The sequence below is a fragment of the Leisingera sp. ANG-M6 genome, assembly GCF_000813905.1.
Taxonomy (GTDB): domain Bacteria; phylum Pseudomonadota; class Alphaproteobacteria; order Rhodobacterales; family Rhodobacteraceae; genus Leisingera.
This window is the reverse complement of sequence record NZ_JWLG01000011.1, coordinates 111,367-130,240: the sequence shown is the minus strand read 5'-3', so window position 1 is coordinate 130,240 and position 18,874 is coordinate 111,367. Positions and strand designations below refer to the sequence as shown.

Here is an 18,874-nt window from a genome sequence, read left to right as displayed (position 1 = left end):
CCTCAGACCGGGGCGAAGGTACCCGCCTTGGGGTCATAGCATTCCAGCCCGCCCTCGCCGATGTCGGTCCACAGACCGTGCAGGCTCAGCTCTCCGGCCTTCACGGCCGATTCGATGAACGGGAAGGTCATCAGGTTCTCCAGCGAGGCGACAACCGCCTGCCGTTCGAACTGGCGCGCCTGCTCTACCGGGTCGTCAATATCCGCAACCCCGCCGAATTTCGGCTTCAGAATGTCCATCCAGCGCCCGACAAAGCTGGTCTTTTCCTCCAGCTGCGGCGCATGGCCCTTGCACATGTCGATGCAGCCCTGCACGCCGCCGCACTGCGAATGGCCCAGCACGATCAGATGCGAGACCTTCAGCGCGGTGACCGCATATTCCACCGCCGCCGAGGTGCCGTGGTGGTCGCCATCGGGCGCAAACGGAGGCACCAGATTGGCGATATTGCGGTGAATGAAAAACTCGCCCTGGTCAGCGCCAAAGATCGAGGTCACATGCACCCGGCTGTCGCAGCAGGAGATCACCATCGCCCGCGGCCGCTGGCCCTCGGTCGCCAGGCGGCGGTACCAGCCCTGGTTTTCCTCATAAGATGTGGCCTTCCAGCCATGATAGCGGGTCACCAGATAACTGGGGAGAGGTTTGGCAAATTCCATTGTCGAATCCTCCGTTCGTTGCGCGTTGACGGCCCTATTACCCTGCATTGTCTCAAAATTCGAGGGATTTGATCCGCTCGCGGAAACCTTTTGAAAACTTCTGGCTTCCACATTGGGCAGCGTGCCGTGGGGGCATGAAGAATTGGGTGAATGTGGTGGCCAATATACTGACAGTGATGCACTCCGAGACAGTGCGATTAGATCCAGACAAACTTTCCGCGCTCTATGAACAGCTCGGCGAGGCCGGTGCTGAGGACGTCGTGTGCCGGGCGATTGAGGAAATGGCGGTCCGCCTGACGCATTGCGAGCGTCTGTGGCGGCAGAACGATTTGATGAACCTGCGCAAGAGCGCCCGGTCGCTGATTGCAATGGCCGAACAGATCGGCATGACCGCGCTGGCAACAATTGCCAAGGACGTGACCGAGGCGATTGATGCCGAGGACGGGCCGGCGGTCGCCGCCATCCTGTTCCGGCTGATGCGGGTGGGCGAGCGTTCGCTGACCGCGGTCTGGGACCAGCAGGACATGACGATCTGACAATTGTGCAGCCCGCAGGGCTTGCAGGCCGCGCGGCGGCGGCTACTCTGGCGCATCAGAAGTGATTGCAACCGGAGTTTTTTCGATGCCGCCAGTCTTTGCCGCGCCCGGCCCTGACGCCTGCCCTGTGCATGTTATTGCAAGCGATGAATTGGACAGCTGGCTCTCAGGCCAGCCGCAGCGCGTTCAGGCCTGGGCATCGGCGCAGGGCTTCACCGGCGCCTGCGGCCAGGCGCTGACAGTGCCGGATGCCGATGGCGGGATCGAAATGGCCCTTGCGGGCTACGGCAGCGCCGCCCAGCGCGCGCGCCGCCGCTTCGTGCTGGCCGAAGCCGTGCAGAAACTGCCCGCCGGAACCTACCGCATCGCCTCAGGCCTGCCCGCGGAAGATGCCGCCAGCGAGTCGCTGGGCTGGCTGCTCACGGCCTATCGCTTCGACCGCTACAAGGAGGCCAAGGGCGAAACTGCGGCCCTGCAGACACCGGAGGCCGTGGATTCCGCCGCCGTGGAGTCGCTGGCCGCGGCGGAATGCCTGACCCGCGACCTGATCAACACACCCGCCTCCGACATGGGCCCGGCAGAGCTTCAAGCCGCAGCCGAATCCCTCGCGCAGGAATTCGGCGCAGAAATCTCCGTCACCCTGGGCGAGGACCTCTTGGCTCGGAACTTCCCGCTGATCCACACCGTCGGCCGCGCCTCGACCCGCGCGCCGCGGCTGATCGATGTGCGCTGGGGCGGCACCGGCCCCAAGCTCACCCTGGTGGGCAAGGGCGTCTGTTTCGACACCGGCGGGCTGAACCTCAAGCCCGGAAACAGCATGGCGCTGATGAAAAAGGACATGGGCGGCGCGGCCAACGTGCTGGGGCTGGCCCGCATGATCATGGCCGCCGGGCTGAACCTGCAGCTCAGGGTGCTGATCCCGGCAGTGGAAAACGCCGTCTCCGGCTCAGCCTTCCGTCCCGGCGATGTGCTGATGTCGCGCAAGGGGCTGACGGTTGAAAACAACAACACCGACGCAGAGGGCCGTTTGGTTCTGGCCGACGCCTTGGCGCTGGCGGCAGAGGGCTCGCCGGACCTCTTGGTCTCCATGGCCACACTCACCGGCGCGGCCCGCGTTGCGGTCGGCCCGGACCTGTCGCCCTACTATACGGATCACGAAAATGATGCCGCGGCGCTTGCGGCCAGTGCGGCGCGCACCGCCGACCCGGTCTGGCGGATGCCCTTCCACGATCCTTACGAGACGATGATCGAACCCGGTATTGCCGATCTCGACAACGCACCCTCAGGCGGGTTCGCAGGCTCCATTACCGCGGCCCTGTTCCTGCGCCGCTTTGCCGGGGACACCCGCTACATGCATTTCGACATCTACGGCTGGACCCCCAGCGCAGCACCCGGCCGCCCCAAGGGCGGCGCCCTGCAGGGCGCCCGCGCGCTGTTTACAGCGCTGCCGGACATGCTGGAGCTCTGATCCCATGGCTGACCGCCGCCGTACCCCAGCGAATGATCGCATCGCCGCCGCCCATCTGACACACGCGCCCGAAGGGTTGGAACGAGTTGACGGCATTGCCGCCCGCATCGGCGTGCCCGTCGCAGACCTGCTGCGCACACCGGACGGCGCCCGCGACCGCCAGCTGGTCTACGGCGAACCGGTCACGGTCTACGAGGACTGTGGCGGCTGGGCCTTCCTGCAGGCCGCCAAGGATTCCTACGTGGGCTATGTTCCCAGTTCCGCCTTGACCACACCGTTCGAGGCCACCCACTGGGTCAGCGCCCCGGCCACCCACGCCTATTCCGCGGATGATTTCAAATCGCCGGAAACCAGCGCCCTCAGCCACGGCAGCCGGGTGGAGGTGATGGGCGGCACCGGGCAGTTCACTGGGCGGTTCGTGGAAACCAGCCTTGGCTTCATCCCCGCCCGCCACCTGTCGCCCTTGGGTGCCCATGCCGATGATCCGGTGATGGTGGCAGAGCTGTTCCTCGGCACCCCCTACCTTTGGGGCGGCAACAGCCGGTTTGGCATCGACTGTTCCGGCCTTGTGCAGGCCGCGCTGCTGGCATGCGGCACCCCCTGCCCTGGTGACAGCGACATGCAGGAGGAGGAACTGGGCGAGCCCGTTCCGGACGCAGACTACCGCCGCGGCGATCTCCTGTTCTGGAAGGGTCATGTCGCCCTGGTGCGGGACGCAGAGACGCTGATCCATGCCAATGCCCATGACATGGCGGTGGCCATCGAACCCATCGGTGCTGCAATAAAGCGTATCCAGGCCCAAGGCGACGGCCCGCTTACCTCGCATAAACGGCTGGCGTAGGCCCCTGCGCCCGCCAGCGGCGGCAAAAATCTTGCGAAGATTTTTAGCCGGAAAATTCGAATTTTCCGGTCCCCGCCCTGCCGCAAAGCTTGCGGCTACTCCACGGAGCGGATCAGCTTGCGCTCCAGCACCCTCAGCACGGTCTTCAGATCCGCCCCGCGCTTCAGGATATGCCCGTCCATGCCGACCACCGAATACTGCCCCTGCCGCAGCCGCAGCTTGGGGCGCTTTTCGATCCGGTAGAGCGGATGCTCTGCCGTGCGCCGGAAGACGGAGAAAACTGCCAGATCACGCAAGGAAGAAATCCCGTAATCGCGCCACTCCCCGGCGGCCACCATACGGCCATAGAGAGTCATAATGACCGACAGTTCCCGGCGGTCAAAGGCGACTTGCTGAGGTATGGGAGATCCGGGAAAAGGCTGCACCTGATCAAAGCTCATAGATAACAGGTTGCGCCGTTTCCCCGGCAAATCAAGGGTTTTAACGTTCGATTTTTCGTGTGGTGCAGGATGCGCACAGGCGAAAGTAGCGCGTTTCCGGCTGTATCAGAGCCTTTTTCAGACCCTCTCAGGCCGCCGCCAGTGCCCCGCACTGCACACCCAGAATCTGCTCCAGCGCCACCCGTCCGGGCGCCGTCAGCATCAGCCCGCGCTTGTGCCGGTGCCGTTTGACCCAGCCGCTGTCCAAGGCGTGTTCCAGGATCTGCCGCCCCATTGGTCCCGCCACATGCAGCTTGCGCTCGGTCCAGTCCAGGCAGGGTCGAACGAAGGGCTGGCGGCCGGTATTTTCCGGCAGCACCACCCCTAGTTTCAGCCATTCTCCGGCGGGTTCTGCGCGAAAGGCACCTTGCTCCTCCACCAGCATGCCGCGGTCCAGAAAGGCGCGGGTCATCGCCACCGCCAGCGGGCCTGCCAGGTGGTCGTAACAGCTGCGCAGCTGTGCCAGGCCGCCGGCCTTGCGCTGCTGGGCGCGGTGCAGGCTGTCGGCAGGCGCAATTGCCGCCAGCTGCTCCAGCGCGTGCGCCACCTCGGCGCCTGCCAGCCGGTGATAGACGCAGCGGCCGCGCTTTTCCGCCACCACCAGGCCAGCGTCCTGCAGCAGCCGCAAATGCGCCGAGGCGGTCTGCGGCGTCACCCCCGCAGCCGCCGCCAGCTCCTTGTTGGTATAGGCGCGCCCCTCCATCAGCTCGCACAGCATTTGCGTGCGGCTGGCGTCGCTGATGGCCTGGCCCAGAATATCGAAACGCGGTGTGATCATGCTCCTACCCTACGCGGTTTGCGCAGGGACACCCAAGCAAAACCCTTCGCCCCGCGCCGAAGTATCCCTCCGTTTCCGCGTGCCCGGTCACGCAAACGACCCGTGGCAGAACCAGCCCGGCGACAGCGCCCCGCCATGGGCAAAGAACAGCCACAGCCGCGTCCCGCACCCCGTCGCCACCACCCAGTAATCGCGCACCCCACTGCGCCACTCGGAGTCTTCCAGCCACCACTCGGGCGCAATCCGCTCCGGGCCTTCCGCCGCTGCCAGCGCCCAGTCCCGGCCGCGCCACCTGAACTGCTCCGGCACCTGCGGCACATCCGGCGCATGGACCAGCTCAGGCCGCCACAACAGCAGCGGCCGCGGGCGCGGCGGCAAGGGCCAATCGCCGGAGGCAGGCTCCGACCAGGCCGCCGCCTGCACGGTGAAGGTTTTTTCCGGAATGTGGCTCTCCGCCGGATGGCAGCGGGTGATTGCCTCCATCCCCAGCCGCGCGCCCAGCCGGCCGATCAGATCCTCCAGCGCGGCGCCATCCTCCTGCCGCGCCCGCGCCGCGGCACTTGCCTGCAGATGGCCCGCCGGGGTGCCGGCGTGAATGGCTTCGGCCTGCAAGACCTCCAGCCGCAGCATGTCGATGCCATAACCCGCGTCGATCTGCTCCAGCTTCATCTCCAAGAGCGGCCGGATGCGGGCAGGCTGGCGGCTGGCACGGGCCAGGCCCAGGGTCACGGCCTCCATTTCCTGATCGCAGCGGTGCGCCTCCAGCCGCAGCACGCGGGCGCCCTTGCCGCGCGCCTCCAGCCGGGCACACAGCCGCGGCAGCATCCGGTCGATGCCTGCCAGCAGATCCTCCATCAGCCCGATCGGCTCCGGCAGGGTCAGCCGCACCGCAAAACGGTCCGGGCTGCGCGCGGGCGAGACCGGCTCCGGCGCGCTGCCCATTGCCTGGTCCAGCCGCAGCACCAGCCCCTGGCCGAACCGGCGCGCCAGGCTGGCCCGCGGCTGGCCCAAGAGATCGCCGATCCGCCGCAGCCCCAGCCGGTTCAGCTGCGCCACGGTGGCGCTGTCCAGCCGCAACGCCGCCACCGGCAAGGGCGCCAGCGCGCCATAGGCCTGGCCGGCTTCGGCAATCCGCCCCAGCTGCGGCACCGCCGCCTGCAGCTGCGGCGCCGCGCCGCCGCGGGTCCAGTGGCGCCGCTTGACGCTCTGGCGTTTCTGCGCCCGGGCACGGGTTGCCCGCGCCTCCTGGTCGATGGCGTCGCCCGACCGCTCCGGCGCCGCCTCCTCCCCCGCATAGCGCGCCAGCGCCCAGGCCGCGCCCAGGGTGTCCGCCAGCCCCATCCGCACGCTTAGCCCCATCTCCGCGCAATCCTGCCCCGCCGTCTCCATCAGCGCCGCCTCGCTGCCGAACAGATGCGCGCAGCCGGTGAGGTCGATGGTAAGCCCGTCCTCCCCCGCCTCCGCCACCCAGGGGCTGAACTTGCCCGCCCAGCGCCGGAGTGCGGCCAGGAACGCCATCTCCGCCGCCCGGTTGCGCGGCCGCACCACCAGGCCCGCGCACATCGCATGGGCATCGCGCAAGGGCTGGCCGGCCTGCAGCCCCTCTGCCGAGGCGGCCAGGTTTAACGCGGAAATAACCTGAGTGTTGGAGACTTCCTCAACGACGGCCAGCGGCCCGGCAATACCGCCGCGCTCCGCCCGCAAAATGCGTTCGGCGCCAAGGCGCGGAAACCACAGCGACAGAATGCGGCGATGGGGCATGGGCAAATCGGGCAGCAAGGGCCGGCAGGCGGCAGGTTACAGGAGTTTTTTGGCAGATGTTCTTATTTTGTTCTCAAAATGCGATTCGGTCAATCCGCAGGGGCGCTGCGCAATGACCCTGCGCCGTCTCAAGGGGCTCGCCTTCCTCGTGATCCTCGCCGCTCTGGCCGCAGGCGTGACCGCCCCGGTCACGGCAGACAGCGGTCTCAGCAAACATGTGACCCGGCGGATGGCCCTGATGACAGGGCAGAAAGCGGCGATGGATGTGCTCACCGGGATGATGGCCGGACGCATCGTCTTCGACCGGGACAAGGCGCGCAGCGCCCGGCGCCAGCTGATCAAATCCACCGGCAGCATTCGCAAGCATTTCAAGAAACCGCGGCTGGATGCGCGCTCCAACGCGCGGCCGCTGATCTGGCACAGCTGGAAGGATTTCAAGACCCGCGCCGGAACCGCAGAGGCCGCGGCCCGCAACCTCAGCACCCGCTCGCTGCCCGCCCTGCGCCGCACCCTGCCCGGCCTGATGCAAAGCTGTCTCAGCTGCCACGAGACCTACCGCAGCACCCCCAACAGCTTCACCACACACTAACAGGACAGCAGCCCCTGCCACGGGGCGGCAAGTCAGGCCCCGAAACGCGCCATGAAGGTGTCAATCGCGCCGCTGATCACCCGCTCGCGCTCGGCCTCAGAGAATTCGGTGTCGATCTTGAACAGGAACCGCAGGAACACATCCGCCTTACACAGCTCGATGAACTGCGCCGCGGCAAGATCGGCGTCTTCGATCTTTAGCTCGCCCCGCACCGCCGCAGCCTCCATATAGGCCTGGATCTCGCCATGCAGCACCATCGGACCGCTTTCGTAGAACATCGGCCCCAGCTCCGGGAACCGGTCGGCCTCAGCCACGAAGATGCGGAACAGCTGCAGGCTGAAGCCGCCCAGCAGCACCCCGTGCACCCGCTCAGCCGCCGCCCGCAGCACGTCCCGCGGCCCGCAGCTGCCCGGCGCCAGATCCAGCGATGCGTCCGCCTGCTGCACGCAGGCTGACCGCACCACTTCCATGAACAAGACCCGCTTGTCGGGGAAATAGCTGTAGAGCGTCGCCTTGGAGACCCCCGCCGCCTTGGCAATCTTGTCGACGCTGGCGCCTTCGAACCCGTCCGCCAGGAACACCTCGCGCGCGCCGTCCAGGACCTGATCGAATTTGCGGCCGGTGCGCAGGACGCTGGCTTGCTGGTTCATGCGGGCTCCAATGGCTGCGTAGGGCTCTGGGCCTAATGTAGCCTGCGCCGCCCCATTGCAACAGCAGAACCCGCATCATCTTGCGCTCCCTCGCGGAACCGTTATGTTTAGAATTATTCTAAATTGAAGGGCGGCAGATGCGTTTTTTCACTCAGCGCAAACGGTTTACGGACCTGACCGGGCAAGAGATCCTGGCCCTGGCAATTTCCTCCGAGGAGGACGATGCGCGCATCTACCGCGGCTATGCCGAGCGGCTGCGCAGCGAATACCCCGCCTCTGCGGCACTGTTTGACGGGATGGCGGCGGAGGAAGACGAGCACCGCGCCCAACTGATTGCCCTGCACGAAAGCCGGTTCGGCCCCGCAATCCCGCTGATCCGGCGCGAGCATGTGGCGGGATACTACGCCCGCCGCCCCATCTGGCTGATGGAGAACCTGAGCCTCGACCGCATCCGCGACGAGGCCCGCGCGATGGAGCGCGACGCCGAACGCTTCTACACCGCCGCCACCGCCCGCACGCAGGATGCCGCCACCCGCAGGCTTCTGGGCGACCTCGCCGCGGCGGAGGCAGGGCACCAGGCCCGTGCGGGCGAGTTGCAGGAGGCGCATCTGGACGAAGACACCCGCGCGGACGAGGACCGCGCCGCCCACCGCCAGTTCGTGCTGACCTGGGTGCAGCCGGGACTGGCCGGGCTGATGGACGGCTCGGTCTCCACCCTGGCGCCGATCTTCGCCACCGCCTTTGCCACCCAGGACACCTGGACCACCTTCCTGGTTGGCATGGCGGCCTCGGTCGGGGCGGGCATCTCAATGGGCTTCACCGAAGCGGCCTCCGACGACGGCGAGCTCTCTGGCCGCGGCTCCCCTGTCAAACGCGGGCTGGCCTCCGGCATCATGACCACCGTCGGCGGCCTCGGCCACGCCCTGCCCTATCTGATCCCGGAATTCTGGACCGCCACCACCCTGGCGCTGCTGATCGTCTTTGTGGAGCTCTGGGCCATCGCCTGGATCCAGAACAAGTTCATGGAAACCCCGTTCTGGCGCGCCACTATGCAGGTGGTGCTGGGCGGTGCGCTGGTGCTGGGCGCCGGCGCGCTGATCGGCAGCGGTTAGAAGCGCTGCGAGCTGCTCCGCTTGGCCAAGACAGGGTCAAGGGCGGCACAGCCGCCGCGCGCCAGCGCGGTTTACCCTTGAGGCTGTCTTGGACGATATCACAATTGACCAGGCTCTCTCAGGGCACACCTGCCCTTAGAGCGCATCTCAGCACAACCCCTGCCCTGAGCGCAGCACAGGGCCACGCCCAACTGTGAAGGGCATTCTTCAGATTGCCGCTGAACAGGCGGGAGCACGCCCCTGCCCTATCAAGATCTGCTCGTCCCAAGCCTGCCCAAAAAACAGCCTTTGCCAATTGGTCAGCTCTTGTTACCAATCCAACCATGGCCGAGATCTTCTTCCGCACCCTGCCCTTCTTTGCAATCATCGGCCTCGGCTACTGGGCCGGGCGCAGCCGGTTTTTCACCGAGGAAGCCACCGCCTATCTCACCCGCTTCGTGTTCTACTTCCCGCTGTCGGCGATGATCTTCGGCTTTGCCGCCAACCTCTCCTTTGCCGAGGTCTTCGATCCCACACTGATCCTCGGCTATTTGGCGGGCACGCTGGCGGTCTACCTGCTGGTGACAGCTGTCGCCATGGCCCGCGGCCTGGACGTGCCCACCGCCGCGGTGGAGGCGCAATGCGCGGCGATCGGCAATGTGGGCTTCCTCGGCCTGCCGATGATGGCGATCCTGTTCGGCCCGGCCTCCGCGGCGCCGATGATGGTGGTGCTCAGCGTCGATCTGGTGGTGTTCTCCTCGCTGATCGTGATCCTGATCAACGCGGGCCGCGGCCAGGGGCTTGGTCTTGCCACGCTCCGGCTGGTCGGGCTGGGCCTCATGAAAAACCCGATGATCCTGTCCATCGTTGCGGGCCTTGCCTGGTCGGCATCGGCGCTGCCGATCCCGGAACCCGCAAACAATTTCCTCACCATCCTCGGCGGCGCCGCCACCCCCGGAGCCCTCTTTGCCATCGGTGCCTCGCTGGCCTCGAAATCGGCGGAGCGAGTGCACATCTCCGGCTGGCTCAGCTTTGCCAAGCTGGTGCTGCACCCGGCCTGTGTCGCAATCGCCGTGCTGTGGCTGATCCCGGCGGCGCCGTTCTCCGCCGCGGTCGCCATCGCTGCCGCCTCCCTGCCGGTGGCGGGCAATGTCTACATGCTGGCGCAGCACTACGGCGTGGCCCCGCACCGGGCCTCCGCCGCCATTTTCATCTCCACCGTGGTGTCAATCGTCACCGTGCCGGCGGTGATCGCCTGGGTCTCCGGCTCTTGAGGGCCAGAGCCCGGCCTCAGAGCCGGATCACGTAATCCTTGCGGGTGGTCTCGATCACCTCCCAGGTGCCGCAGAAACCGGGGCGCAGGATGAAGCTGTCGCCTGCCGCCAGCGGATACGCGGTGCCGTCATCGCTGGTGATCACCGACCGGCCCTCCAGGATCCGGCAGTATTCCCACTCGTCGTAAGTGATCCGCCACTTGCCCGGTGTCGACTGCCAGATGCCGCAGTACAAACCGTCGCGCTCCTCCGCGTTCCAGGTGGTGAACACCGGATCACCCGCCAGCACCTTCTCTGGCGCCGGACGCTCCACCTCCGCCTCCGCGGCCTCCGGTGTCAGTCTCAGAAAATCGCTCATGGCGCTGTGCCTCCCTCTTGCCTTGGCGGCGGACTGTCCCGGTTTTCGCACCGGCTGTCCAGCACCCCCTTGCGCAACTGCGGCATCCTCCCGGCGGCCAAAGCCCCGATTGTTTGCGAATTCGCAATCCTTGTGCCGCAAAAACCGGCATTGCTGCCGCCCATCCGCTGGACCCTGAGGCCATCAGCAGGTAGCGGTAGGGCTAACAGATTTTGAGGAGCCTCACCCATGGAAACCGTTTCCGAGAACCGCGCCTTTGGCGGCACCCAGGGCGTCTACAAACACGCCAGCAGCGCCACCGGCGGCGACATGACATTCGGCCTGTTCCTGCCGGAGGAGGCCAAGGACGGCCCGGTGCCGGTGCTGTGGTACCTCTCGGGCCTCACCTGCACCCATGAAAACGCCATGACCAAGGCAGGCGCCCAGGCCTGGTGTGCCGAGCAGGGCATCGCCATTGTCTTCCCCGACACCAGCCCCCGCGGCGAAGGCGTGGCCGATGATGACGCCTATGACCTGGGCCAGGGCGCGGGCTTCTATGTGAACGCCACCCAGAACCCCTGGGCGCCGCATTTCCGCATGTGGGACTATGTGGCCGAGGAGCTGCCAGCACTCTTGGGTGAAAAATTCGCCATCGACCTGGACCGCCAGGCGATCACCGGCCACTCCATGGGCGGCCACGGCGCGCTGACGCTGGCGATGAACCTGCCTGGCCGCTACAAGTCGGTCTCCGCCTTTGCGCCGATTTCCAACCCGACCGCATCGGACTGGGGCCGCAAGCAGCTGAGCGCCTACCTGGGCGACGATGAAGCCGCCTGGGCCAAGCATGACGCCACCCTCTTGATGCGGGAAAAGGGCTTTGACGGCCCGGTCCTGATCGACACCGGCACCTCCGACCAGTTCATCGACCTCCTGAAGCCCGAGGCGCTGGCCCACGCCGTTGCCGAACGCCGCCAGCAGGCCACCCTGCGGATGCAGCCGGGCTATGACCACAGCTATTTCTTCGTGTCGACCTTCATGGAGGAGCATGTCTCCTTCCACGCCGACGCGCTGTACCAGAACTAAGACACAAAGGACGCGGCCATGAGTGAAGACTTTGATTATGACCTGATCATCATCGGCTCCGGCCCCTCGGGCCGCGCCGCCGCCATCCAGGCGGGCAAACTGCACCGCCGGGTGCTGGTGATCGACCGCAAGGACCGGCTGGGCGGCGTGTCGGTGCACACCGGCACCATCCCGTCAAAGACCCTGCGCGAAACCGTGCTGAACCTCTCCGGCTGGCGCGAACGCTCATTCTACGGCCGCTCCTACCGGGTCAAGGACCAGATCGAAGCAAACGACCTGAAGGCGCGCCTGCACATGACCCTCGATTACGAGGTCGACGTGCTGGAGCACCAGTTCAACCGCAACCACGTGGACACGCTGCTGGGACTGGCGAAATTCATCGGCCCGAACGAGGTCGAGGTCGCCACCGAGGCGGGCGAGACCACCCGGCTGACGGCAGAGAAATTCCTGATCTCCACCGGCACCAAGACCTACCGCCCGGAGTATGTGCCCTTCAACGGCAAGACCGTGGTCGACGGCGACGAATTCCTGGAGATGGCCGAGATCCCGCGCTCCCTCACCGTGATCGGCGCCGGCGTGATCGGGGTGGAATATGCCACCATGTTCTCGGCTCTGGACGTGCGCGTCACCCTGATTGAACCGCGCGAGACCTTCCTCGACTTCATCGACAAGACTCTGATCCAGGACTTCACCCACCAGATCCGCGAAAACGGCGTCGACCTGCGGCTTGGCTCCGCGGTCGAAAGCATCGAGGACCGTGGCGAGCATGTTGAGGTGATCCTCGAAAACGGCCGCCATGTGCGTTCTGAAATGCTGCTCTTTGCGGCCGGACGGATGGGCGCCACCTCCGCCCTGAACCTCGAGGCTGTTGGCCTCAAGACCGACCACCGCGGCCGCCTCAGCGTGGACCGCAAGACCTACCAGACCGAGGTGCCGCATATCTATGCCGCGGGCGATGTGATCGGCCACCCGTCGCTCGCCTCCACTTCGCTGCAGCAGGGCCGCGTCGCCGCCTGCCACGCGCTGGAAACCCCGACGCTGCCAGAAAGCCCCTGGTACCCCTATGGCATCTACTCGGTGCCGGAAATGTCCACCTGCGGCATGTCCGAGGAAGAGCTGAAAGAGCGCGGCATCCCTTACGAGGTCGGCGTCGCCCGCTTCCGCGAAACCTCCCGCGGCCACATCATGGGGCTGGAGCACGGCATGCTCAAGATGCTGTTTTCCCTGAAAACCCGCCGGGTGCTGGGCGTGCAGATCGTCGGCGAAGGCGCGACGGAACTAATCCACATTGCCCAGGCGGTGCTGAACCTCAAGGGCACGGTGGACTACTTCGTGCAGAACACCTTCAACTACCCGACCCTGGCCGAGGCGTATAAGATCGCGGGTCTCGACGCCTTCAACCGGATGCCGATCCCGGAGGAGTTCAAGGTGAAGAAACCTGCCCGCAAGGCAAAGGCCAAGCCTGAGCCCAAGGCGGAGAAGGCCCCCGCGGCCGAGAAGAAGGCCGCGGAGTGACCGCGCTTTACATCGACGCTGACGCCTGCCCCGTGAAGCAGGAGGCCGAGCGGGTCGCCACCCGCCACGGGTTGCGCATGTTTGTGGTCTCCAACGGCGGGCTGCGGCCTTCGCAGAACCCGCTGGTGGAAACCGTGATCGTGGCAGAAGGCGCTGATGTGGCCGACATGTGGATCGCAGACCGCTGCGGGCCGGGTGATGTGGTGGTGACGGGTGACATCCCCCTTGCCGCCAAATGCATCGAGGCTGGCGCCCGCGTGCTGCGCCACAACGGAGAGCGGTTCACGGAAGCCAACATCGGCCAACAGCTGGCGATGCGCGACCTGATGGCCGACCTGCGCGCCGCCAACCCGCTGGGCGCCGGCGGCAGCGGCAAGGGCTTCACCAAGGCCGACCGCTCGCGGTTTCTGGATGCACTGGAGCGCGAACTGCGCGCCGCCAAAGCAGACCGCTAAGCCATCGCGGCCTTCAGCGGCGCCAGATCCCCTTCCAGAACAGGGCGCAGAAAGGTCCGGTCATAGCGCCGGACAATGCCGTTCTCCCGGGCGAACCGGAACGCCGCCAGGCAATCCTCATCCTCAAAGCTCCTGGCGCGATAGTCCTCATAGGCCGCCAGCGACGGGAAGGAAAACAGCGCCACCGCCAGATCATTGGCGCTTTCGTGCGGCAGGAAATAGCCGTGATGGGTGCCGCCAAAGCGTTCCACCAGCGGGATCCAGGCCTTGGCGTAGACCTCAAAGGCCTCAATCCTATCGGGATGAATTTCATAAGTGATGTAGCAGGTGATCATGGCCGCCTCATGTGCTGGTTTGCAGCCAAACCTAGGCGCCGCTGCCCGCCGTGCCCAATGACATTGCGTGATCCCTCTGTTCGCAAACGCAAATACACGCGCCCGCAGGCCAGCTCCCGGGTCAAGGCTCCGCGCCAGCGAACCGTGCTTTAGCACGGCTTGGCCTTGACGCGGGATCAAGCCGACACACTGGATCAGGCGCGTTCAGGGGCAGACCTGACCCTGAACCGCTTCTCAGCAAGAAATCCACCCCCTCCCCAATCTCCAAACCCCAGCGTTCTGCCGCAAAAATTTCGCCCCGGAATTTTGCCCGGAAAAATTGCATTTTTCCGCCCCCGCCCATTGCCCGGCCAGATCAAATCCGCCACTGATCAAGGGCAGGAGACGGGAGAGCAACGGCATGAGCGCAGAGATGAAGGTCAGCGTCCCCGGCCTGTTTGCCGCGGCCGGGGCAGGGATTGCCTTCTCCGTCATCGACATGATCTTCAAGTTCCTGTCGGGCGACTACCCGCTCTATGAAATGGTGCTGTTCCGCTCCGTCATCGCGGTGGCCGTCATGCTCGCCCTCATCATGCCGCTGGAGGGCGGCTATCACCTGCTGCGCACCCATCAGCCAAAACTGCACCTGCTGCGCTGCCTGGTGGTGTTCTTCGCCAACATCTGCTTCTTCACCGGCCTCACCCTGCTGCCGCTGGCCGAAGCCGTCGCCATCGCCTTTGCCACGCCCCTCATCGTCACCGCCCTATCAGCCCTGTTCCTCGGTGAACGCCCCGGCCCCTGGCGCTGGGGCGCGGTGTTTGCGGGTTTTCTCGGCGTGCTGATCATCATGCGCCCCGGTGCGGACACCTTCCAGCCCGCCGCCATCCTGCCGCTGCTGGGCGCCTGCGGCTATGCCACCCTGCACGTGCTGACCCGCCGCGCCGGCGGGTCCGAGGCCGGGGCGACGCTCGCCTTCTACCCGATGCTGGGATTTCTGGTGCTCAGCGCCCTGGCCGGGCTTATCTTTGGCGACGGGCGTTTTGCCACCGGCGACAGCCCCGCCTTCGATTTCATCCTGCGCGCCTGGATCTGGCCCGCGCCGGAAGACTGGCCCTATCTGATCGGCGTCGGCATCGCAGGCTCCGCCGGCGGCTATCTGGTCAGCCAGGCCTACCGCATGAACGAAGCCGCACTGGCCGCCCCGTTTGAGTACATCGCGATGCCGATGTCGGTCCTCTGGGGCGTGCTGATCTTCAACGAATGGCCCGACTTGCAGGTCTGGCTTGGCAGCGCGCTGATCATCGCCTCCGGCCTTGTCTCCGTCTGGCGCGAGACCCGCCGCAACCGCCCCGCCCCGCGGCCCCGCCCGCGCGCAGAAGGATGACCGCGATGCCCATTGACGCCGTCGTCTTTGACATTGGCCGCGTGCTGATCGAGTGGGAGCCGGAACGCTTCTACGACGGCCGCATCGGCGCGGCCCGCCGCCAGCAGCTGTTCGATCAGGTGCCGCTGCACGAAATGAACCTGAACGTCGACCGCGGCCACCCCTTCCGCGGCAGCGTCTATGCGCTGGCAGAGCAGCACCCGGACTGGTCTGAGGAAATCCGCTGGTGGCACGATTACTGGTTGCAGATGGTGCCCCGAGAGATCCCCCATTCCGTCCGCCTGATGCAGATGCTGCAGGCCAAAGGCACGCCGGTTTTCGCCCTCAGCAACTTCGGCGCCGAGACGTTTGAGACCGCCTGCGCCGCCTACCCGTTCCTGCGCGGCTTTGACCGCACATTTGTCTCTGCGCATCTGAAAACGATCAAGCCGGAACCGGAAATCTATGCCATCCTGGAACGCGAAACCGGGGTGGCGCCGGACCGGCTGCTGTTCACCGACGACCGCCCGGAAAACATCGAAGCCGCCAAAGCACGCGGCTGGCAGACCCATCTGTTCACCGCCCCCGCCCCATTCGCGGCGCGGCTGGTGCAGGCAGGGCTGCTGACAGACCAGGACGCCGCCTGAAACGGCCCGCAAAAAGAAGGACAACAGGCCCATGACCATCCCGTTCATCAGCTTTGAAGAGGGCGAAGCCCTGCTCGACTGGGTCAGTTTTGCCGAGGCGCTGGCCGCCAGCCACGAGCTGCCTAAGGCAGAGATCGGCGACACTTTCCTCTACCGCGGGTCCGACACGCTCCTGAGCCGCTCCGCCTGGATCGACGGGCTGGGGCTGGCGGTGAAAACCGCCAACATCTTCCCCCGCAACCCCGACGCCGGAAAACCGATGATCAACGGCTCTGTCTGCCTCTACTCCGATGCCGACGGCACCCTTGAAGCCCTTGTCGACTTCCACCTGGTCACCAAATGGAAGACCGCAGGCGACAGCCTGCTGGGTGCCCTGCGGCTGGCCAACCCGGACGCACGGGAGGTGCTGATCGTCGGCGCTGGCACAGTTGGCGGCTCTTTGATCGAGGCCTTCGGCGCAGGCTTCCCGCAGGCGCAGATCCACGTCTGGAACCGCACCGGTTCCAAGGCCGAAGAACTCTGCGCCCAATACCCCGGCACCCTCCCTGCCCCCGATCTGGAACCGGCGGTGCGCGCTGCCGATATCATCGTCACCTGCACCATGTCGTCAAACCCAGTGATCAAAGGCGACTGGCTCAGCCCCGGCCAGCACCTCAACCTGATCGGCGCCTACCGCCCCGACATGCGCGAGGCCGATGACGAGGCGCTCAAGCGCGCGCAGATCTATTGCGACAGTTTTGACACCACCCTGGACCACATCGGCGAGTTCAAGATCCCGCTGGCCGCCGGCACCATCCAGCGCAGCGATGTGCTGGCGGATTACTACAGCCTCGGCCAGTTCCCGGCCTATGACCCCGCCCGGATCACCCTGTTCAAGAACGGCGGCGGCGCCCATCTGGACCTGATGACCAGCCATCACATCCTGCAAAAGTGGAAGGCCAGGGCCTGACAAAACATCCCCGGCCCCGCTTCTTTCTGGTCACAAATACCCATAGAAACGGCCCGCCTTAGGCGGGCCGCTTTTGTTACGCCGCCGCGGGGACTACCGCATTCAGCGGGCGTTCCTTGACCGGCAAATGCACAATCGCGCTGAACGCACCGACCGCCACGCCGATCCACCAGACAAAGGTGTAATCGCCATAGGCGTCATACATCCGACCGCCCAGCCACACGCCCAGGAAGCTGCCCAGCTGGTGGCTGAAGAACACGATGCCGTAAAGCGTGCCCATGTAGCGCAAACCATAGATATGCGCGACCAGACCCGAGGTCAGCGGCACCGTCGCCAGCCACAACGACCCCATCGCGACCGAGAAGATGATGACGCTCAGCGGCGTGATCGGGAACATGATAAACGCCGCCGCCGCAATCGTCCGCCCGGTGTAAATCGCCGCCAGCAGGTATTTCTTGGAATAGCGCTTGCCCAGATACCCCGCCAGCAGCGTGCCGCCCACATTGGCCGCCCCGATCAGCGAAATCGCTGCCGCGCCCAGTGCCGAGGTGGTGGTGATGCCGATTGAATGCAGCGCCCCGCCCGGCAGGATCGGCCCGCACATCTCGGTGACAAAGGCCGGGAAATGCGCGGTGACAAAGGCCAGCTGATAGCCGCAGCTGAAAAAGCCCAGGAAGATCAGCGTGTAGGAGGGGTCCTTGAACGCCTTTTTCAGGATCGCGCCCATGCTCTCCTCCAGCTCCGCCTTGCTGGCGGCCTCCGGCGCGCGCATCAAGGGCAGCAGCGCAATCAGCGCCAGCACCACGCCCGCAAACAGCAGGAAAATCGTCTGCCAGGGCAGGAAGCCCAGCAGCCACTCCGCCGTCGGCGCGCCGAAAATCTGCCCGGCAGAGCCGGCTGCGGTGACAATCGCCAGCGACATCGACCGGTTCTCGTCGGAACTGGCCCGCCCCACAACCGCCAGCACCACGCCGAACCCGGTGCCGGCAATGCCAAAGCCCACCAGCCATTCATAAGCCTGCATCTCAAACGGTGTGGTCGACGCCGCGCTCAGCACCAGACCGGCGGCATAGACGATGGCGCCCATGATGATCGCCTTGCGGTCGCCGATCTTTTCGGCGATGGCGCCGAAAATCGGCTGCCCGATGCCCCAGGCCAGGTTCTGGATGGCAATCGCCAAGGAGAATTCCGACCGCAGCCAGCCGAATTCATCCGCAATCGGGATCTGAAAGACGCCGAAGGAGGCGCGCACCGCAAAGCTCACCATGATGATGATGCAGCCGACGATCAGAACGGGGGTAAACAGCGGCGCGGAACGGTCCATGGGCTCTCTCCTGATAAGCTGCGAAACTCTCAGGGAAATTTGCCAGGCGGTCAAATCAGGATTTTTGCGGCTCAGGTTAAGAAATTTTGATCACCAGCGTTTTTGCTCTTTGATCCAAACCGTTTCAGGAACTGAAAACCGTGAAGGTTTGCTGGAAAACTCCGGTCGCCATCGGGCACGCGCCCGGGCACAGTTGATTGTTCTTCCTGAAAACCATTCTGTTATTGCCTGAATCTCTGTGGTCCCAGTATATGAGCGACCTATGGCAGGCGTCTTCAGGCGCCAAAGGGCCGCTTTCAAGTTTCTTTTCCCAGCGTAGACCTTAGATCGTTTAAAGAACAAATGCGCCTTACTGTGTGCAGAAATGTATGCAGCACATACGTACGTTCTGCCGTCCCGATTAATCACTTTGTGAATTGTTACAATCGGGTAAAGCGTTTCATCCCTGGCTTCTTGCGGCCAGTGCCCCTCAAAAAGATAAGTGTCATCTATCGTGTCTGTCACACTTTCAAAAAATGATGCTGCATGGCCTTTAACAGGTTTCAACAGCAGGAGAGCAGTCAGACTGAACATGACAAAAACAAAAAACAAACGATATGCTTTAGCTTTTGAGTATCGCAGCAAAAGGCCTTTCTCCTGAATAATCTGTTCTGGCAATCCGGGTGCACGACGCCTGTCTTGCGGGGATGTAAGAACCCCTAAGCAGCATAGCCGAGCGTAAACGTTCAATCTGAACTCTGCCATAAGAAATGTGAGACCAGTTGCTC

The 18,874-nt window shown here is 65.0% G+C and carries 21 protein-coding genes; 12 read left to right on the top strand and 9 right to left on the bottom strand.

Translation table 11 applies throughout. The annotated features are described in order from the left end of the window. Window positions 1-2: 2 nt before the first annotated feature. On the bottom strand, window positions 3-653 hold the full coding sequence (locus RA24_RS08970) for a carbonic anhydrase (RefSeq protein WP_019294554.1): 651 nt from the start codon (window positions 651-653) through the stop codon (window positions 3-5). Between the two features lie 176 nt (window positions 654-829). Between RA24_RS08970 and RA24_RS08965 the strand changes: the two genes are divergently transcribed. The 3 genes from RA24_RS08965 (at window position 830) to RA24_RS08955 (ending at window position 3,498) form a co-directional block, all read left to right on the top strand. After that, on the top strand, window positions 830-1,189 hold the full coding sequence (locus RA24_RS08965; protein WP_052269566.1) for a hypothetical protein: 360 nt from the start codon (window positions 830-832) through the stop codon (window positions 1,187-1,189). A gap of 85 nt (window positions 1,190-1,274) precedes the next feature. Beyond that, on the top strand, window positions 1,275-2,657 hold the full coding sequence (locus RA24_RS08960) for a leucyl aminopeptidase family protein (RefSeq protein WP_039191094.1): 1,383 nt from the start codon (window positions 1,275-1,277) through the stop codon (window positions 2,655-2,657). 4 nt (window positions 2,658-2,661) lie between these two features. Beyond that, a complete protein-coding gene (locus RA24_RS08955) occupies window positions 2,662-3,498 on the top strand; it encodes a C40 family peptidase (protein ID WP_039191093.1) in 837 nt (278 codons plus the stop codon). A gap of 95 nt (window positions 3,499-3,593) precedes the next feature. On the opposite strand, the gene RA24_RS08950 is transcribed toward RA24_RS08955, so the two are convergent. From RA24_RS08950 to RA24_RS08940, 3 genes are all read right to left on the bottom strand, one after another. After that, window positions 3,594-3,938 carry a DUF2794 domain-containing protein gene (locus tag RA24_RS08950; protein ID WP_029204641.1) on the bottom strand — a complete coding sequence of 115 codons (345 nt, stop codon included), beginning with the start codon at window positions 3,936-3,938 and terminating at the stop codon, window positions 3,594-3,596. Between the two features lie 127 nt (window positions 3,939-4,065). Beyond that, window positions 4,066-4,755, bottom strand: coding sequence for an ArsR/SmtB family transcription factor (locus RA24_RS08945; RefSeq protein WP_039191091.1), 690 nt, complete (start codon window positions 4,753-4,755; stop codon window positions 4,066-4,068). A gap of 87 nt (window positions 4,756-4,842) precedes the next feature. Further along, the gene (locus RA24_RS08940; protein ID WP_039191089.1) at window positions 4,843-6,516 is read right to left on the bottom strand and encodes a Y-family DNA polymerase; all 1,674 of its coding nucleotides are present in this window, start codon (window positions 6,514-6,516) and stop codon (window positions 4,843-4,845) included. 112 nt (window positions 6,517-6,628) lie between these two features. On the opposite strand from RA24_RS08940, the gene RA24_RS08935 reads away from it, so the two are divergent. Further along, window positions 6,629-7,105 carry a c-type cytochrome gene (locus RA24_RS08935; protein ID WP_039147064.1) on the top strand — a complete coding sequence of 159 codons (477 nt, stop codon included), beginning with the start codon at window positions 6,629-6,631 and terminating at the stop codon, window positions 7,103-7,105. 32 nt (window positions 7,106-7,137) lie between these two features. Here the strand turns inward: RA24_RS08935 and RA24_RS08930 are convergent, their stop codons facing one another. Then, the gene (locus RA24_RS08930; protein WP_039191087.1) at window positions 7,138-7,755 is read right to left on the bottom strand and encodes a TetR/AcrR family transcriptional regulator; all 618 of its coding nucleotides are present in this window, start codon (window positions 7,753-7,755) and stop codon (window positions 7,138-7,140) included. Between the two features lie 137 nt (window positions 7,756-7,892). On the opposite strand from RA24_RS08930, the gene mbfA reads away from it, so the two are divergent. Beyond that, a complete protein-coding gene (gene mbfA / locus RA24_RS08925; protein ID WP_039191085.1) occupies window positions 7,893-8,867 on the top strand; it encodes an iron exporter MbfA in 975 nt (324 codons plus the stop codon). Window positions 8,868-9,190: 323 nt separating this feature from the next. Then, the gene (locus RA24_RS08920; RefSeq protein WP_039191083.1) at window positions 9,191-10,120 is read left to right on the top strand and encodes an AEC family transporter; all 930 of its coding nucleotides are present in this window, start codon (window positions 9,191-9,193) and stop codon (window positions 10,118-10,120) included. A gap of 16 nt (window positions 10,121-10,136) precedes the next feature. Here RA24_RS08920 and RA24_RS08915 read toward each other — a convergent pair whose 3' ends face one another. Beyond that, window positions 10,137-10,478 (bottom strand): cupin domain-containing protein, encoded by a 342-nt coding sequence (locus RA24_RS08915; protein WP_039191082.1) that lies wholly within the window; start codon window positions 10,476-10,478, stop codon window positions 10,137-10,139. A gap of 228 nt (window positions 10,479-10,706) precedes the next feature. Between RA24_RS08915 and fghA the strand changes: the two genes are divergently transcribed. The 3 genes from fghA to RA24_RS08900 are packed head-to-tail and all read left to right on the top strand — an operon-like array spanning window position 10,707 to window position 13,510. Then, window positions 10,707-11,540 carry an S-formylglutathione hydrolase gene (gene fghA, locus RA24_RS08910; RefSeq protein ID WP_019294566.1) on the top strand — a complete coding sequence of 278 codons (834 nt, stop codon included), beginning with the start codon at window positions 10,707-10,709 and terminating at the stop codon, window positions 11,538-11,540. Window positions 11,541-11,558: 18 nt separating this feature from the next. Continuing rightward, on the top strand, window positions 11,559-13,055 hold the full coding sequence (sthA, locus tag RA24_RS08905) for a Si-specific NAD(P)(+) transhydrogenase (RefSeq protein ID WP_039146969.1): 1,497 nt from the start codon (window positions 11,559-11,561) through the stop codon (window positions 13,053-13,055). Beyond that, window positions 13,052-13,510 (top strand): YaiI/YqxD family protein, encoded by a 459-nt coding sequence (locus tag RA24_RS08900; RefSeq protein ID WP_019294568.1) that lies wholly within the window; start codon window positions 13,052-13,054, stop codon window positions 13,508-13,510. Before sthA ends, RA24_RS08900 begins: the two co-directional genes overlap by 4 nt. Here RA24_RS08900 and RA24_RS08895 read toward each other — a convergent pair. Further along, window positions 13,507-13,845 (bottom strand): NIPSNAP family protein, encoded by a 339-nt coding sequence (locus tag RA24_RS08895; RefSeq protein ID WP_019294569.1) that lies wholly within the window; start codon window positions 13,843-13,845, stop codon window positions 13,507-13,509. The two genes, RA24_RS08900 and RA24_RS08895, sit on opposite strands and share 4 nt — an antisense overlap. A 400-nt stretch (window positions 13,846-14,245) precedes the next feature. Between RA24_RS08895 and RA24_RS08890 the strand changes: the two genes are divergently transcribed. Genes RA24_RS08890 through RA24_RS08880 form a run of 3 tightly spaced genes read left to right on the top strand, consistent with a single transcriptional unit; the run spans window position 14,246 to window position 16,783 of the window. Beyond that, a complete protein-coding gene (locus tag RA24_RS08890) occupies window positions 14,246-15,208 on the top strand; it encodes a DMT family transporter (protein WP_039191080.1) in 963 nt (320 codons plus the stop codon). Window positions 15,209-15,213: 5 nt separating this feature from the next. Then, entirely contained in the window at window positions 15,214-15,834 is a 621-nt protein-coding gene (locus tag RA24_RS08885) for an HAD family hydrolase (RefSeq protein WP_039191131.1), read from the top strand. Window positions 15,835-15,865: 31 nt separating this feature from the next. After that, window positions 15,866-16,783 carry an ornithine cyclodeaminase family protein gene (locus RA24_RS08880; RefSeq protein ID WP_039191078.1) on the top strand — a complete coding sequence of 306 codons (918 nt, stop codon included), beginning with the start codon at window positions 15,866-15,868 and terminating at the stop codon, window positions 16,781-16,783. A 76-nt stretch (window positions 16,784-16,859) separates the two neighbouring features. Here the strand turns inward: RA24_RS08880 and RA24_RS08875 are convergent, their stop codons facing one another. Both RA24_RS08875 and RA24_RS22235 read right to left on the bottom strand, forming a co-directional pair. Further along, window positions 16,860-18,107: an MFS transporter gene (locus RA24_RS08875; RefSeq protein ID WP_039191076.1), complete on the bottom strand. Its 1,248-nt coding sequence runs from the start codon at window positions 18,105-18,107 to the stop codon at window positions 16,860-16,862. Between the two features lie 90 nt (window positions 18,108-18,197). Then, window positions 18,198-18,764, bottom strand: coding sequence for a hypothetical protein (locus RA24_RS22235; RefSeq protein ID WP_152612824.1), 567 nt, complete (start codon window positions 18,762-18,764; stop codon window positions 18,198-18,200). Between the last annotated feature and the right edge of the window lie 110 nt (window positions 18,765-18,874).

Bases quoted from the DNA above. Each gene is read 5' to 3' on its own strand.
- RA24_RS08970 (WP_019294554.1), bottom strand. From the start codon at position 653: ATGGAATTTGCCAAACCTCTCCCCAGTTATCTGGTGACCCGCTATCAT.
- RA24_RS08965 (WP_052269566.1), top strand. From the start codon at position 830: ATGCACTCCGAGACAGTGCGATTAGATCCAGACAAACTTTCCGCGCTC.
- RA24_RS08960 (WP_039191094.1), top strand. From the start codon at position 1,275: ATGCCGCCAGTCTTTGCCGCGCCCGGCCCTGACGCCTGCCCTGTGCAT.
- RA24_RS08955 (WP_039191093.1), top strand. From the start codon at position 2,662: ATGGCTGACCGCCGCCGTACCCCAGCGAATGATCGCATCGCCGCCGCC.
- RA24_RS08950 (WP_029204641.1), bottom strand. From the start codon at position 3,938: ATGAGCTTTGATCAGGTGCAGCCTTTTCCCGGATCTCCCATACCTCAG.
- RA24_RS08945 (WP_039191091.1), bottom strand. From the start codon at position 4,755: ATGATCACACCGCGTTTCGATATTCTGGGCCAGGCCATCAGCGACGCC.
- RA24_RS08940 (WP_039191089.1), bottom strand. From the start codon at position 6,516: ATGCCCCATCGCCGCATTCTGTCGCTGTGGTTTCCGCGCCTTGGCGCC.
- RA24_RS08935 (WP_039147064.1), top strand. From the start codon at position 6,629: ATGACCCTGCGCCGTCTCAAGGGGCTCGCCTTCCTCGTGATCCTCGCC.
- RA24_RS08930 (WP_039191087.1), bottom strand. From the start codon at position 7,755: ATGAACCAGCAAGCCAGCGTCCTGCGCACCGGCCGCAAATTCGATCAG.
- mbfA (WP_039191085.1), top strand. From the start codon at position 7,893: ATGCGTTTTTTCACTCAGCGCAAACGGTTTACGGACCTGACCGGGCAA.
- RA24_RS08920 (WP_039191083.1), top strand. From the start codon at position 9,191: ATGGCCGAGATCTTCTTCCGCACCCTGCCCTTCTTTGCAATCATCGGC.
- RA24_RS08915 (WP_039191082.1), bottom strand. From the start codon at position 10,478: ATGAGCGATTTTCTGAGACTGACACCGGAGGCCGCGGAGGCGGAGGTG.
- fghA (WP_019294566.1), top strand. From the start codon at position 10,707: ATGGAAACCGTTTCCGAGAACCGCGCCTTTGGCGGCACCCAGGGCGTC.
- sthA (WP_039146969.1), top strand. From the start codon at position 11,559: ATGAGTGAAGACTTTGATTATGACCTGATCATCATCGGCTCCGGCCCC.
- RA24_RS08895 (WP_019294569.1), bottom strand. From the start codon at position 13,845: ATGATCACCTGCTACATCACTTATGAAATTCATCCCGATAGGATTGAG.
- RA24_RS08890 (WP_039191080.1), top strand. From the start codon at position 14,246: ATGAGCGCAGAGATGAAGGTCAGCGTCCCCGGCCTGTTTGCCGCGGCC.
- RA24_RS08885 (WP_039191131.1), top strand. From the start codon at position 15,214: ATGCCCATTGACGCCGTCGTCTTTGACATTGGCCGCGTGCTGATCGAG.
- RA24_RS08880 (WP_039191078.1), top strand. From the start codon at position 15,866: ATGACCATCCCGTTCATCAGCTTTGAAGAGGGCGAAGCCCTGCTCGAC.
- RA24_RS08875 (WP_039191076.1), bottom strand. From the start codon at position 18,107: ATGGACCGTTCCGCGCCGCTGTTTACCCCCGTTCTGATCGTCGGCTGC.